This window comes from Pseudomonas chlororaphis subsp. aurantiaca (assembly GCF_013466605.1).
GTDB lineage: Bacteria > Pseudomonadota > Gammaproteobacteria > Pseudomonadales > Pseudomonadaceae > Aquipseudomonas > Aquipseudomonas chlororaphis_I.
Genome location: NZ_CP059162.1, coordinates 603,568 through 617,621, shown reverse-complemented (window position 1 = coordinate 617,621; position 14,054 = coordinate 603,568). Strand labels below are relative to the sequence as shown.

Genomic DNA, 14,054 nt, shown 5'->3' with positions numbered 1-14,054 from the left:
CTACCGGTTAAATCGCAGATCGGACGCTCTAAGCCGCATCAATTGAGCGTTTCTACCAACAACGCATCCACTCGCTGGAAGCCTCGTGGCAGTTTGTTACCCCGGCGACCGCGTTCGCCCTTGTAATGCTCGAGGTCATCGGCCTTGAGCGACAGGGTACGTTTTCCGGCCTGCAGCACCAGTGTCGCGCCTTCCGGCAGCACCGCGATATCGGTCACGTACTCCTCGCGGCTGGCCACTCGCTCACCCGGAATCCCGATGATCTTGTTGCCCTTGCCTTTGCCCAACTGCGGCAAGTCGCTGATCTTGAACACCAGCAAACGCCCTTCGGTGGTCACCGAAGCCAGCCAGTTCTGTTCCCGATCGCTCACCGGCCGAGGCAACAGCACCTTGGCGTTGTTCGGCAGGCTCAACAGCGCCTTGCCGGCCTTGTTCTTGGCTTGCAGATCCTCGCCCTTGACCACGAAGCCGTAACCCGCGTCGGACGCAATCACGTACAGCGCCTCATCGTCCGGCAGCAGCACGCATTCGAAACTGGCGCCAGGCGGCGGCGTCAGGCGTCCGGTCAGCGGCTCGCCCTGGCCACGGGCCGATGGCAGCGTATGCGCCGCCACCGAATAACTGCGCCCGGAGGAGTCGATAAACACCGCAAACTGGTTGGAACGCCCGATGGCCGAGGTCTTGAAGCCGTCACCGGCCTTGTAGGACAGGCCCGTGGCGTCGATATCATGCCCTTTGGCGCAGCGTACCCAACCTTTTTCCGACAGAACGATGGTGACCGGCTCGGTCGGCATCAGCTCGTTTTCCGACAAAGCCTTGGCCTCGGCGCGCTCAACGATCGGCGAACGACGGTCGTCACCGTAGGTTTCAGCGTCCTGCAGCAATTCGGTGCGCACCAGCTTCTTCAGCTTGGCCTCGCTGTTGAGCAGGGCTTGCAGCTTGGCCTGCTCCTTGAGCAGTTCGTCCTGCTCGGCGCGCAGCTTCATCTCTTCCAGACGCGCCAACTGACGCAGGCGGGTATCGAGGATGTAGTCGGCCTGCACTTCGCTCAGGGCGAAACGCTCGATCAGCTTGGCCCGCGGCTGATCCTCGGTACGAATGATGTGGATCACTTCATCCAGGTTGAGGTAGGCGATCAGCAAGCCGTCCAACAGGTGCAGGCGGCGCTCGACCTTGTCCAGGCGGAACTGCAGGCGGCGGCGCACCGTCAGTACGCGGAACTCCAGCCATTCCACCAGCAGGGCGCGCAGGTTCTTCAGCTGCGGCTTGCCGTCCAGGCCGATGATGTTGACGTTGACCCGGTAGCTGGATTCCAGCTCGGTGGTCGCAAACAGGTGCTGCATCAGTTCGTCGGGATCGACCCGGTTGGAGCGCGGAATGATCACGATCCGGCACGGGTGCTCGTGGTCCGACTCATCACGCAGGTCGGCTACCATCGGCAGCTTCTTGGCCTGCATCTGTGCGGCGATCTGTTCCAGCACCTTGGCGCCAGACACCTGGTGCGGCAGCGCTGTGACGATGATGTCGCCATCCTCGATGCGATAGACGGCACGCATGCGCACCGAACCGCGACCGGTTTCGTAGATTTTCAGCAGGTCCGCGCGCGGCGTGATGATTTCCGCTTCGGTCGGGTAGTCCGGGCCCTGAATGTGCTCGCAGAGCTGTTCGACCGTGGCCTTGGGCTCGTCCAGCAGGCGCACGCAGGCCGTGGCGACTTCGCGCAGGTTGTGCGGCGGCACGTCAGTGGCCATGCCCACGGCGATACCGGTGGTGCCATTGAGCAAGATATTCGGCAAACGTGCCGGCAATACCAGGGGTTCCTGCAGGGTACCGTCGAAGTTCGGCCCCCAGTCCGCAGTACCTTGGCCCAGCTCGCTGAGCAGGACTTCGGAGTACCGCGACAGGCGTGCCTCGGTGTAACGCATGGCGGCGAAGGACTTGGGATCGTCCGGCGCCCCCCAGTTACCCTGGCCGTCCACCAGCGTGTAGCGGTAGCTGAAAGGCTGCGCCATCAGCACCATGGCTTCGTAGCAGGCCGAGTCGCCGTGGGGGTGGAACTTACCCAGCACGTCACCGACCGTACGGGCGGACTTCTTGTGCTTGGAATCGGCATCCAGCCCCAGCTCACTCATGGCGTAGACGATACGCCGCTGTACCGGTTTCAGGCCGTCGCCGATATGCGGCAAAGCACGGTCCATGATCACGTACATGGAGTAGTTGAGGTAGGCATTTTCGGTGAAGTCAGCCAGCGATCGGCGTTCTACGCCATCCAGGCTGAGATCCAGGGAGTCGCTCATGCGGGCCTCATCAGTTCGTTGTCTGGCGCAGCAGCAAGGTGCCGCCGCGCTGGGTAAATTCAAGTTTTTTCAAAGCACTCATGCCCAGCAACACCTGATCGCCGCCCAGGCCCGGCGCGACCAGCGCACGGACATCCCGCAGGACGATATCGCCCAGCTGCAGGCGGTCGAGGCGGGTTCGATAACCTTCGCTACGACCATTGGCGGTACTCAGGGTCACCGGTGCGCCCTTCTCCAAGCCAAGACGCTCGGCCAGCCCGGACGGGATCGACACATCGGTCGCTCCGGTATCGAGCATGAAATTCACCGGCTGGCCGTTGATCTGGCCGCTGGCGACGAAATGCCCCTGGCCGTTGCCGACCAGTTTCACTTCGATGTAACCCTCATGTTGTTGCGAAGTGACGACAGCATTGGGGTTCTCCTGACGCTGTTCCCACTCGCCGAAAAACCGTGTCGCCAGGAACAGCCCGGCGCCCCAGGCCAGCATCAGCAGCACGCGTCCGGCACGTTTGCCCGGTGGCTGCGGGCTCACGGCTTGGCACTCCAACCGCCCTCGGGCGCGGCGAAACGCCAGATGATCGGGCGTTTTTCACCGTCGGCACGGGCACCGGTGTTGTTATCCACACCGATCCAGGCGCCATCGGCATCCACCACCAGCGCCTCGGTCAGGCCATAGTCCTGTGGATAACGCCGGTGTTCCTGCAACGCCTCGGCGGCAAACGACCAGCAACGCTCGACCTTGGCCGTCGACGCATCACGACGACAGACCTGAAACGCATTGCGCTCGAGGGTGAACAACTTGCCCTCGAACAGTGACAGGTCGGCGAAGTCCCGGGACCCCGCCTTGGCCTTGGGCATCTGCGGTGGCTGCATTTCCAGCCCGGCCTCGCTGAGCAGCACACAGCCGCCATCGCAGTCCCAGACACTCTGCTGGCGCTTGATCAACAGCAGCCCGCGGCGCTCGCGCTCGGCGGCCAGCCAGATCCGGTCGCCGGCCGGGTTGACCGCCAGGCCTTCGAACAAGGCATTGAAGTGCAGCAACATACCGCTGGCCCGCGCCTCGCGTACCATGATCGGCGAAATCTTCAACCAGGCGGCCGAACCCGTCGGCGCCAGTTGCAGCACCGCCGCGTGGGATTCGCTGACCACATACTTGTTGCCGGCGCTGTCGCAGGTGATGCCCTCGAAATCCAGGTCGCCGCCGCGCACGAACGAAGCGACCCAGGTGCGTGAGTTCAAGCCCCAGGGCAAACCGCTGTCCGGCACCGGCGGTACGTCGATGCGCACGGTCTCGGCCTGCCAGACGCGGTCGCTGGTATCGAGCCGATAGATCTGGTCATCGTCACGGTCGGAGACCGTCCACAGTTCCTTGCCGCACAACGCCAGCCCCGACAGGTTGCCGCCACGCATGCCGTCCACCGGATGCTCGGCCAGCAGCCTCAACTCGGGCAAAGGGTCGGCCATCGCCGAGGTTGCCAATAGCAGTAACGCCAGGGCAAAGCCTCTGCGCATCAGGCCAGAACCTCGGCCAGGTTACCCTTGGACTCCAGCCAGCTCTTGCGATCGCCGGCGCGTTTCTTCGCCAGCAGCATGTCCATCATTTCCGAGGTCGCGGCGAAATCCTCACCGAGGGTCAACTGCACCAGGCGCCGGGTGTTCGGGTCCATGGTGGTTTCGCGCAGTTGCGGCGGGTTCATTTCACCCAGGCCCTTGAATCGGGTGACTTGCGGCTTGCCACGCTTCTTCTCGGCCACCAGGCGATCGAGGATGCCATCGCGCTCGGCCTCGTCGAGGGCGTAGTAGATTTCCTTGCCCAGGTCGATGCGGTACAGCGGCGGCATCGCCACGTAGACGTGGCCGGCATCCACCAGCGGGCGGAAGTGCTGGACGAATAGCGCGCAGAGCAGCGTCGCGATGTGCAAGCCGTCGGAGTCGGCGTCGGCGAGGATGCAGATCTTGCCGTAGCGCAGCTGGCTCATGTCCTCGGCGCCCGGGTCGACCCCGATGGCCACAGCGATGTTGTGCACTTCCTGGCTGGCCAGGACTTCGCTGCCATCGACTTCCCAGGTGTTGAGGATCTTGCCGCGCAGCGGCAGGATCGCCTGGAATTCCTTGTCCCGCGCCTGCTTGGCCGAACCACCGGCGGAGTCACCCTCCACCAGGAACAGCTCGGAACGCATCGGGTCCTGGCCGGCGCAGTCCGCCAGCTTGCCTGGCAGCGCCGGGCCCTGGGTGATGCGCTTGCGCTCGACCTTCTTGCTGGCCTTGAGGCGACGGCCGGCGTTGCTGATGGCCAGCTCCGCCAGTTGCATGCCCAGCTCAGGGTTGGCGTTGAGCCACAGGCTGAACGCGTCCTTGACCACGCCCGAAACGAAGGCCGCCGCCTCGCGGGATGACAGGCGCTCCTTGGTCTGGCCGGAGAACTGTGCGTCCTGCATCTTCATCGACAAAACGAAGGCGATGCGTTCCCAGACGTCTTCCGGCGCCAGCTTCAGGCCGCGCGGCAGCAGGTTGCGGAATTCGCAGAACTCGCGCATGGCGTCCAGCAGGCCCTGGCGCAAACCGTTGACGTGGGTACCGCCCTGGGCGGTCGGGATCAGGTTGACGTAGCTTTCCTGCACGCTGTCGCCGCCTTCCGGCAGCCACAGCAGGGCCCAGTCCACCGCTTCCTTGTTACCCGCCAGGCTGCCGCAGAAAGGTTCGGTCGGCAGGCGTTCGAATTCGCTGACCGCGTCCACCAGGTAGGAGCGCAGGCCGTCTTCATAATGCCACTCGACCTTCTCGCCGGTGCCTTTGTCTTCGAAGCTGACCAGCAGCCCCGGGCACAACACGGCCTTGGCCTTGAGCACATGCTTGAGGCGGCTGACGGAGAATTTTGGCGAATCGAAGTATTTCGGATCCGGGGCGAAGTACACGCTGGTCCCGGTATTGCGTTTGCCGACGCTGCCGACCACTTCCAGCTCGGTGGCCTTGAAACCATCGGCGAAGGTCATCTGGTATTCGCTGCCGTCACGCTTGACCCGCACCCGCACCTGGGTCGACAGGGCGTTGACCACGGAAATACCCACCCCGTGCAGACCGCCGGAGAACTGGTAGTTCTTGTTGGAAAACTTGCCGCCCGCATGGAGCTTGGTGAGGATCAGCTCGACGCCGGACACACCCTCTTCCGGGTGAATGTCCACCGGCATGCCGCGGCCGTCATCGGACACTTCCAGGGAATGGTCGGCATGCAGGATGACCTGGATCGACTTCGCGTGCCCCGCCAGGGCTTCGTCGACACTGTTGTCGATGACTTCCTGGGCGAGGTGGTTAGGCCGGGTGGTATCGGTGTACATGCCCGGGCGTTTGCGCACCGGGTCGAGGCCCGAGAGGACTTCGATGGCGTCTGCGTTATAAGAGCTAGCGCTGGGAGTGGCCATGGGGTCTCGTCGTTAGTCGTTCAATGAAATAGAAGCGAGGTTTCACAGCGAGGTGAAATCGATCGCCTGGTACTGATCCGGACCGATGCCGGCAAAATTCAACAACGCCGGCAATTGTCCGGCAAAACCCTGGAAACTATGGTCGCCGCCGGCCTGGATGCGCAAGGCACAGGCTCGGTAATACAGCTGGGCGCTGCGATAGTCCAGCGTCTCGTCACCTGTCTGCAGCCAGACCTGGAACCGCTGCGGGTCCTGGGGCGCCGGCACTTCCAGTTCGGCCAGGGCCGTCACGTGGTCGTGGGTCAGTTCCCAGGTTTCCCCGGTATAAAGGTTGGTCTGCGTGCCCAGAAAGCCGTCGAACATCCGGTGCGGACTGACCGCGGGGTTGATCAGCAGGGCTTTCAGGCCGTGGCGCTCGGCAAGGTGAGTCGCATAGTAGCCGCCGAGAGAGCTGCCGACCAGCAGCGGCCGTCCGAGTTCGGCAATCGCCTGCTCCAACTGGCCAATGGCCTCGCGCGGATGATGATGCAACGCCGGCACGCGCAGCTGTTCACCGCGGCCGATCGCCTCCATCACAGCGATCAGCTGGCTGGCTTTCTTCGACGCCGGTGCGCTGTTGAAGCCGTGGATATACAGGATCGAACCGGACATGCGTACTCCCTTTGCATCGTGCAAAAAGGCGCAGTTTACAGGGTGTATCGCCGCTTGACTTGTGTTCAGGTGTATCCCTTTGGCCTGCCGCCGCAGACTGCGGTTCCGGGGCGGAATCAGTAGCCGTCGCTGCCGTAATCGACCTGGAAATCGAAGCCGGTGACCCGCTCGACACCGGTTTCCAGGCGCCCATCGGGCAGCAGGCGCAGCCAGCGATAACCCGGCGCGGTCTCACCGACCTTGAAATCCTCGCTGCCCGGCTCGAACTGAATGCAGGTCGAGGGCGATGCCAGCAGTCGCAAAGCCCCCTGCTGACGGTCGATTTCCTGATGCACATGGCCCCAGAGCACCGCGCGCGCCTGCTGAAAGCGCTCCAGCACGGCGAACAGCGCGTGCGGATTGCGCAGCCCGATGGGCTCCATCCAGGCACAACCGATGGAGACCGGATGATGGTGCAGGCACACCAGGTGATGACGCTCGGGGGCTTCGCTCAGGGCGCTGGCGAGCAACTGCAGCTGCTCGTCCTGCAGGTAACCCGGTACCGAACCCGGTACGGCCGAGTCGAGCAGGATGATCCGCCAGTTGCCGATGTCCACCACCGGCGCCAGCAACGAACTCTCGGTCGCCGCCTGCGCCATGAGTTGCGGCTCGTCGTGGTTGCCGGGTATCCAGCGCGCCGGCGCCGGAATCCGTCGGGTCATGTCACGAAATAGCTGATAGGACTCCAGCGTACCGTCCTGGGACAGATCGCCCGTGGCCAGCATCAGGTCGATCCGCGGTTGCTGCTCCAGCACCAAGTCGATCACCCGCTGCAGGCTGTCGCGGGTATTCATGCCCAGCAGCGTGCCGTCCGCTTCGGCGAACAGATGGCTGTCGGACAACTGCACCAGCAACACGGGATCGTCGGTGGTCAGAGTGGATACGCTCGGCAAGGCGGCCTCCCAGGGCGTGTCACGGGAAGTGAGGAATGGAGGCAATTATGCTGGGGGAAATTCAAAAGAGGAAACCGGCGAACCGGACGCAGTTCACATCTACCGCACGGCCTCGAACTCATGACCGCAAGCCAGGCAGTGGCTCAGCCATTCGCCGAGAAACACATTGAGCTGGGCCTTCTCGTCCGGCTGGTGCATGAAGGCATTCGGATACGGATAGATGCCACGAAAGCGCCGGGCGTGCTCGGCACTGATGACTTCGGCCATGCGCGCGTCGTGGTAGACCTGAACTTCCAGCTGCGGCACCGGCAGCCAGGGCAGGCTGTGTTCCTGGCGCACCTGCAGGGTGGTGGTGTAAGGACAGGCCAGCAGCACCTCCAGCGCCAACACGCCGAGCATCTGGTCGCCCTGGGTCACCGCGATCCGCCGCGCCACCGGCTGGTTGCGCATGTCGGGCAACAGGCGCATCAGTCGGGCATAGTTGGCCTCGCAGGACGCTTGCAGCCCCACGAGATCGACCCGGTAGCGATCGCGCACTTTGTTTACGACCATAACCCCCTCACTTCAACGCGGTTCAAAGCCAGCCATTGCAAGGCAATAATGCTCGCCGCGTTGGAAATCCGCCCATCCCTTACCGCCTGCAGTGCGTCTTCAAAAGCCCAGACCGACACGCGAATATCCTCTGCCTCTTCCACCAGCCCATGCAGGCCACCGGCACCGCTGCTGTCGCAACGCCCCAGGTACAGGTGCACGAACTCGGTACTGCCCCCCGGCGACGGGAAATACTGGGTCATCGGCCACAGCGCGGAGAATGTCAGTCCAGCTTCCTCCTGCGCTTCGCGGTGAGCAACTTCTTCCGGCTGCTCGTCCTTGTCGATCAGACCGGCGACCAGTTCGATCAACCAGGGGGTCGCGGTTTTCCCCATGGCGCCGACGCGAAATTGCTCGACCAAGACCACTTCATCGCGTTGCGGATCGTACGGCAGCACGCAGACAGCATCATGACGCACAAAGATTTCACGACTGATCTCGCGCCCCATGCCACCGGCAAACAGCTCGTGGCGCAGGTGCACACGGTCGAGCTGATAAAAACCCTGGAAGCATTTCTCGCGCCGAACGATATCGACAGTGGTCGGCGTGGTGTTGGCAAAGTCCGTCATAGCAATCCTCGTTTCCTGCGGCCAGATCCGAGGCTCCCCCCTCGACATCGCGCCATCCTAACGCGCCGGTGACCGATGATGCAGCCCCTTTGCCATCAGCGGGATAGACGGCAAGGGGGCAAACCTAATCTAATTGCCTCTATTGAGCTTAGTGGCGAACTGATTGCCCCGCAGGCAGTCGAAGCCGGTAACTTTTGCCTACCTCTGGTTTATCAAGGACGCACATGTCGCTTCTTAAAATCGCCTCCGTGGCTTGCCTGGCCCTGACCCTGGGCGCCTGCCAAAGCCTGTTCCAACCCAGCTATCAAAAGCCCCTGCAAAGCACCAGCGACAAGTCGGAACAGATCAAGCCCGGCTGCAGCAATCAGGATTGCCCGCTGGTGAACATCGACACCGTGCACTTCGCCGACGAGCCGCAACTGGATGCGCTGATTGAAAAGCGCCTGCTGCAGATGACCCGCACCACTGCGGACCAGGCCGTGCCAGCGACACTGAGCGCCTATCGGGAGAAGTTCCTGCGCGAGGCCGACAGCCGCAACAGCATGTACCTGCAAGCCAAGGTACGCGAACAGCATGACGGCCTGGTGATCATCGAACTGGCCAGCTACCTGGACACCGGCGGCGCCCACGGCACGCCCGGTCGTGGTTTCATCAACTACTCGCGCGAGCTGCACAAGGAACTGACCCTGCCCGACATGCTGCGCCCGGGCCAGGAAGCCGCGTTCTGGAAGGCCGCCCAGGTGGCCCACAACAGCTGGCTGATCAGCACCAAGCTGGACCAGGAGCCGGAGTTCATCAAGAGCTGGCCGTTCCAGAAAACCCCGAACGTGGCGCTGACCTACGGCGGCGTGATCCTCAAGTACAACGTGTCGGTGATCGCGCCTTACGCGCTGGGCCACATCGAACTGAAGATCCCTTACAACCGCCTCAACGGCATTCTCAAGCCCGAGCTGTTTCCTGGCCGTAGCTGAAGGCCCGCCCCAGCAGCCCTTGCAGCAGCCCTGCCAGCACCAGTGACGGCAGGGTTGCGCCAACGTCCGGATACCGGATAGAGGTTGGCCAGCAGGTGGTAGGTGCCAACCCCACCCAGCCAGGCCAGCAACGCCGGCCAGCGCAAACCTACCGACGACACCTGGGCACTGCGCTTGCGCAGGATGAAGTGATCCACCAGCACCACGCCGAACAGCGGTGCGAACACCGAGCCGATCAGCAGCAGGAAGTTCTGATACTGGGCCAACGGCGCCAGGCAGGCGATCAGGGTGCAGAGCACGCCAATGGCCAGGGCCAGGCGCTCGACCTTCAGGCGCAGCAGAATGCCGCTGGAAACTGCGGCCGAATGGATATCGGCAAAGGCGTTTTCCGACACGTCCAGCAGGATCAGCAACAGCGGAATCCCCAGGCCCGCGCCGGCCAGCGCCAGCAACAGAGCATTGGCTTCACCCTCGGCGCAAAGGCCAGGGTGTAGGCCACGCCCAGGCTCATCAGCCACAGGTTGCCGATAAAGAACCCCAGCGCCGTACCGCCAAACACATTGCGCGCACGCTTGCCGAACCTCGAGTAGTCAGCGATCAGCGGCAGCCATGACAACGGCATGGCGATCGCGATACAGATCGCGCGCGCCGAATACACGTCTGTCGGCGGGCACCGCAGTGTCTGGTGAGTAAGTGTTCAAGACGGTTATCTCGGGGGAGAGAAAGGAGCGCTAGCTGCAAGCCTCAAGCTGCAAGAAAAAGCAGGACCGCTATGCCTTTAACTTACAGCTTGAAGCTTGCAACTTGTCGCTTAAACCTTCTTGTACAACTGGCTGCCTTCCTGCTTGAAGCGCTCGGCCTGCTCCGCCAGGCCCTTGGCAACTTCCACGTCCACCGCCTCGATGCGCTGGTTGGCCGCGTACTCGCGAACCTCCTGGGTGATCTTCATCGAGCAGAACTTCGGCCCGCACATGGAGCAGAAGTGCGCGACCTTGGCCGAGTCCTTGGGCAGGGTTTCGTCGTGGTAGGCGCGTGCGGTGTCCGGGTCGAGGCCGAGGTTGAACTGGTCTTCCCAGCGGAACTCGAAGCGCGCCTTGGACAGTGCGTTGTCACGGATCTGTGCGCCCGGGTGACCTTTTGCGAGATCCGCAGCATGCGCGGCGATCTTGTAGGTGATGATCCCGGTCTTCACGTCATCCTTGTTCGGCAGGCCCAGGTGCTCCTTCGGCGTCACGTAGCAGAGCATGGCGCAGCCAAACCAGCCGATCATCGCCGCACCGATACCGGAGGTGATGTGGTCGTAGCCCGGCGCGATGTCGGTGGTCAGCGGGCCGAGGGTGTAGAACGGCGCCTCGTCGCAGCATTCCAGCTGCTTGTCCATGTTCTCTTTGATCAGTTGCATCGGCACGTGGCCCGGGCCTTCGATCATGCACTGCACGTCATGCTTCCAGGCGATCTTGGTCAGCTCGCCGAGGGTCTCCAGTTCGCCGAACTGCGCTTCGTCATTGGCGTCGGCGATCGAGCCCGGACGCAGGCCGTCGCCCAGCGAGAAGCTGACGTCGTAGGCCTTCATGATTTCGCAGATTTCGTCGAAATGGGTGTAGAGGAAGTTTTCCTTGTGGTGCGCCAGGCACCACTTGGCCATGATCGAACCGCCGCGGGAGACGATGCCGGTCACACGCTTGGCGGTCAGCGGCACATAACGCAGCAGCACACCGGCGTGGATGGTGAAGTAGTCGACGCCCTGTTCCGCCTGCTCGATCAGGGTGTCGCGGAACAGCTCCCAGGTCAGGTCTTCGGCCACGCCGTTGACCTTCTCCAGCGCCTGGTAGATCGGCACGGTACCGATCGGCACCGGCGAGTTGCGGATGATCCACTCGCGGGTTTCATGGATGTGCTTGCCGGTGGACAGGTCCATGACCGTGTCTGACCCCCAGCGGATGCCCCAGGTCAGCTTCGCCACTTCTTCTTCGATGGACGAACCCAGGGCGCTGTTGCCGATGTTGCCGTTGATCTTCACCAGGAAGTTGCGGCCGATGATCATCGGTTCCAGTTCGACGTGGTTGATGTTAGCCGGAATGATCGCGCGACCGCGGGCGATTTCCTCACGGACGAACTCGGGGGTGATTTCCTTCGGGATGCTGGCGCCGAAGCTGTGGCCGGCGTGCTGCTGATCGAGCAGACCCGCGGCGCGGGCCTCTTGCAGCTTCATGTTTTCGCGGATGGCGACGTATTCCATCTCGGCGGTGATGATGCCCTTGCGCGCATAGTGCATCTGGCTGACGTTGGCCCCGGCCTTGGCCCGGCGCGGGTTGTTGACATGGGCGAAACGCAGCTTGGTCAGCTCGGGATCGGCGAGGCGCTGCTGGCCGAAGTTGGAGCTCAGGCCGGGCAGGCGCTCGGTGTCGCCGCGGTCGTCGATCCAGGCCGAGCGTACATCGCCCAGGCCTTTGCGCACGTCGATCACCACGTTGGGGTCGGTGTACGGGCCGGAGGTGTCATAGACGGTGACCGGCGCGTTGATCTCGCCGCCGAAGTCGGTGGGGGTCACGTCGAGGCTGATGTCACGCATCGGCACACGGATGTCCGGGCGCGAACCCTGGACATAGATTTTTTGCGAGCGGGTAAAGGGCTGAACCGACTGCTCATCGACCTTGGCCGATTCGCTCAGGTGCGTAGCGTTTTTTAATTTTGTAGTCATCACGGGCTCTCCAGACAGCATCCAGGCAGTGGATTTTTGTCGGAGCGAACCTGTAACGAACGGACGCAGCCATAGCTGGAGCCAGGGGCGAAAACCAGCTGGTGCAGTGCTTGGTGCTCGAGGGGCGTTCGATTGTCGAACAACATCCCGGACGAAGCACAAGAGGACTCGCCGGGTGACGAGAAATCTTGTTCCCTACGCAGGCGCTAACCTGATCAGGTTCAACGGGATCCGGATTATCCGATCTCAGCCTCATAGCAAGGCACCCCGACAAGAACTCGGCCAGTCTAGACAAAGCCGGCACAGAACGCCAACCCCACGGCAAACAGCGTGATGAATGGCGTAAATGCAGGATTGTTGCCCTTCGCAGGCGCATCTACACTCGCTGGGTTGCGTCGAACCTTGACGCTGCACAGGCCGGGACTTAGCCTTGGCGCCAGAATTATACTCGTAATATCAACTCTAGGGATCGCCGAATGCTGCGCAAACTCTCACTGGCCATCGCCGTGTCTTGTGCGTCCAATGGAATGGCCTGGGCAGCAGAAGCGCCCTTGACCACTAAAACCGACCTGGTCAGCGTCTACCAGGAGGCGGTGGACAACAACGCCGACCTCGCCGCCGCCCGCGCCGATTACGACGCACGCAAGGAAGTGGTGCCACAAGCTCGCGCCGGTTTGCTGCCCAACCTCTCGGCCGGTGCCGACCTGAACAACACCCGGACCAAGTTCGACGAACCGTCGATGACCGCCACCCGCAGCGGCACCGTGTATCAGGCGACCCTGGCCCAGCCGATTTTCCGCGCCGACCGCTGGTTCCAGTTGCAAGCGGCCAAGGACGTCAACGAGCAAGCCGCGCTGGAGCTCTCGGCCACCGAACAGAACCTGATCCTGCAAAGCGCCGAGAGCTACTTCTCGGTGCTGCGCGCCCAGGACAACCTGGCCTCGACCAAGGCCGAGGAAGCCGCCTTCAAGCGCCAGCTCGACCAGTCCAACGAGCGCTTCGACGTCGGCCTGTCGGACAAGACCGACGTCCTGCAATCCCAGGCCAGCTACGACACCGCGCGGGCCAACCGGATCCTCGCCCAGCGCCAGGTGGATGACGCGTTCGAAGCCCTGATCACCCTGACCAACCGTCAGTACAACTCGATCCAGGGCATCGTCCACAGCCTGCCGGTGCTGGCGCCGACCCCGAATGACGCCAAGGCCTGGGTCGATACCGCGGCCAAGCAGAACCTCAACCTGCTGGCCAGCAACTACGCGGTCAGCGCCGCCGAGGAAACCCTCAAGCAGCGCAAGGCCGGCCATGCCCCGACCCTAGACGCGGTAGCGCAATACAAGAAAGGCGACAACGACGCCCTCGGTTTCAGCAACCCCAACCCGCTGGGCCAGCGTTATGGCAGCGACGTGGAACAACGCACCGTCGGCCTGCAACTGAACATTCCGATCTTCAGCGGAGGCCTGACCAGCTCCCAGGTCCGCGAGTCCTACTCGCGCCTGAGCCAGAGCGAGCAGCAACGTGAAGCCCTGCGCCGCCAGGTGGTGGAAAACACCCGCAACCTGCACCGCGCGGTGAACACCGATGTCGAACAGGTCCAGGCACGGCGCCAGTCGATCATCTCCAACCAGAGCGCGGTGGAAGCCACGGAAATCGGTTATCAGGTCGGTACGCGCAATATCGTCGACGTGCTCGATGCCCAGCGCCAGCTGTATACCTCGGTGCGCAACTACAACAACAGCCGTTACGACTACATCCTCGACAACCTGCGCCTCAAGCAGGCCGCCGGCACCCTCAACCCGGGCGACTTGCAGGACCTGTCGCGCTACCTGAAAGCCGACTACAACCCGGACCGCGACTTCCTGCCGCCGGACCTGGCCAAGGCCGCGGCGGAACAGCTCAAGGCCCGGCCGACCCAGTAATTTGTAG

Annotated in this window: 11 protein-coding genes, 1 pseudogene and 1 riboswitch; of the genes and pseudogenes, 2 read left to right on the top strand and 10 right to left on the bottom strand. The window is 63.0% G+C overall.

Annotated features, from left to right (window positions below; all coding sequences use genetic code 11):
* Positions 1-38: 38 nt before the first annotated feature.
* The 8 genes from parC to H0I86_RS02675 all read right to left on the bottom strand — a co-directional run bounded on the left by parC (position 39) and on the right by H0I86_RS02675 (position 8,459).
* Positions 39-2,297 carry a DNA topoisomerase IV subunit A gene (gene parC / locus H0I86_RS02710; protein WP_180923931.1) on the bottom strand — a complete coding sequence of 753 codons (2,259 nt, stop codon included), beginning with the start codon at positions 2,295-2,297 and terminating at the stop codon, positions 39-41.
* Between the two features lie 10 nt (positions 2,298-2,307).
* Positions 2,308-2,829 (bottom strand): retropepsin-like aspartic protease family protein, encoded by a 522-nt coding sequence (locus tag H0I86_RS02705; RefSeq protein ID WP_180923929.1) that lies wholly within the window; start codon positions 2,827-2,829, stop codon positions 2,308-2,310.
* Positions 2,826-3,809, bottom strand: a complete 984-nt coding sequence (locus tag H0I86_RS02700) for an esterase-like activity of phytase family protein (protein WP_180923927.1) — start codon at positions 3,807-3,809, stop codon at positions 2,826-2,828. The genes H0I86_RS02705 and H0I86_RS02700 overlap by 4 nt, the downstream gene beginning before the upstream one ends.
* Complete coding sequence (parE, locus tag H0I86_RS02695) at positions 3,809-5,716, bottom strand: DNA topoisomerase IV subunit B (protein WP_180923925.1); 1,908 nt, start codon at positions 5,714-5,716, stop codon at positions 3,809-3,811. Before parE ends, H0I86_RS02700 begins: the two co-directional genes overlap by 1 nt.
* A gap of 42 nt (positions 5,717-5,758) precedes the next feature.
* Entirely contained in the window at positions 5,759-6,367 is a 609-nt protein-coding gene (locus tag H0I86_RS02690; RefSeq protein ID WP_007921424.1) for a YqiA/YcfP family alpha/beta fold hydrolase, read from the bottom strand.
* Positions 6,368-6,483: 116 nt separating this feature from the next.
* Positions 6,484-7,299: a 3',5'-cyclic-AMP phosphodiesterase gene (cpdA, locus tag H0I86_RS02685; RefSeq protein ID WP_180923923.1), complete on the bottom strand. Its 816-nt coding sequence runs from the start codon at positions 7,297-7,299 to the stop codon at positions 6,484-6,486.
* Between the two features lie 99 nt (positions 7,300-7,398).
* Entirely contained in the window at positions 7,399-7,851 is a 453-nt protein-coding gene (locus H0I86_RS02680) for a DUF1249 domain-containing protein (RefSeq protein WP_007921426.1), read from the bottom strand.
* Positions 7,842-8,459 carry an NUDIX domain-containing protein gene (locus H0I86_RS02675; RefSeq protein ID WP_009046673.1) on the bottom strand — a complete coding sequence of 206 codons (618 nt, stop codon included), beginning with the start codon at positions 8,457-8,459 and terminating at the stop codon, positions 7,842-7,844. Before H0I86_RS02675 ends, H0I86_RS02680 begins: the two co-directional genes overlap by 10 nt.
* Before the next feature lie 224 nt (positions 8,460-8,683).
* Here H0I86_RS02675 and H0I86_RS02670 point away from each other — a divergent pair, with 224 nt between their 5' ends.
* Positions 8,684-9,430, top strand: a complete 747-nt coding sequence (locus H0I86_RS02670) for an RsiV family protein (protein WP_180923921.1) — start codon at positions 8,684-8,686, stop codon at positions 9,428-9,430.
* Here the strand turns inward: H0I86_RS02670 and H0I86_RS02665 are convergent.
* A pseudogene (locus H0I86_RS02665) lies at positions 9,399-10,064 on the bottom strand (cytosine permease); the annotation flags it as partial. The gene H0I86_RS02670 and the pseudogene H0I86_RS02665 overlap by 32 nt on opposite strands.
* 177 nt (positions 10,065-10,241) lie before the next feature.
* Positions 10,242-12,131 (bottom strand): phosphomethylpyrimidine synthase ThiC, encoded by a 1,890-nt coding sequence (gene thiC, locus H0I86_RS02660; protein WP_180923919.1) that lies wholly within the window; start codon positions 12,129-12,131, stop codon positions 10,242-10,244.
* A 175-nt stretch (positions 12,132-12,306) separates the two neighbouring features.
* A riboswitch (TPP riboswitch) is annotated at positions 12,307-12,411 on the bottom strand.
* Positions 12,412-12,607: 196 nt separating this feature from the next.
* On the opposite strand from thiC, the gene H0I86_RS02655 reads away from it, so the two are divergent.
* On the top strand, positions 12,608-14,047 hold the full coding sequence (locus H0I86_RS02655; RefSeq protein WP_180923917.1) for a TolC family outer membrane protein: 1,440 nt from the start codon (positions 12,608-12,610) through the stop codon (positions 14,045-14,047).
* Positions 14,048-14,054 lie beyond the last annotated feature (7 nt).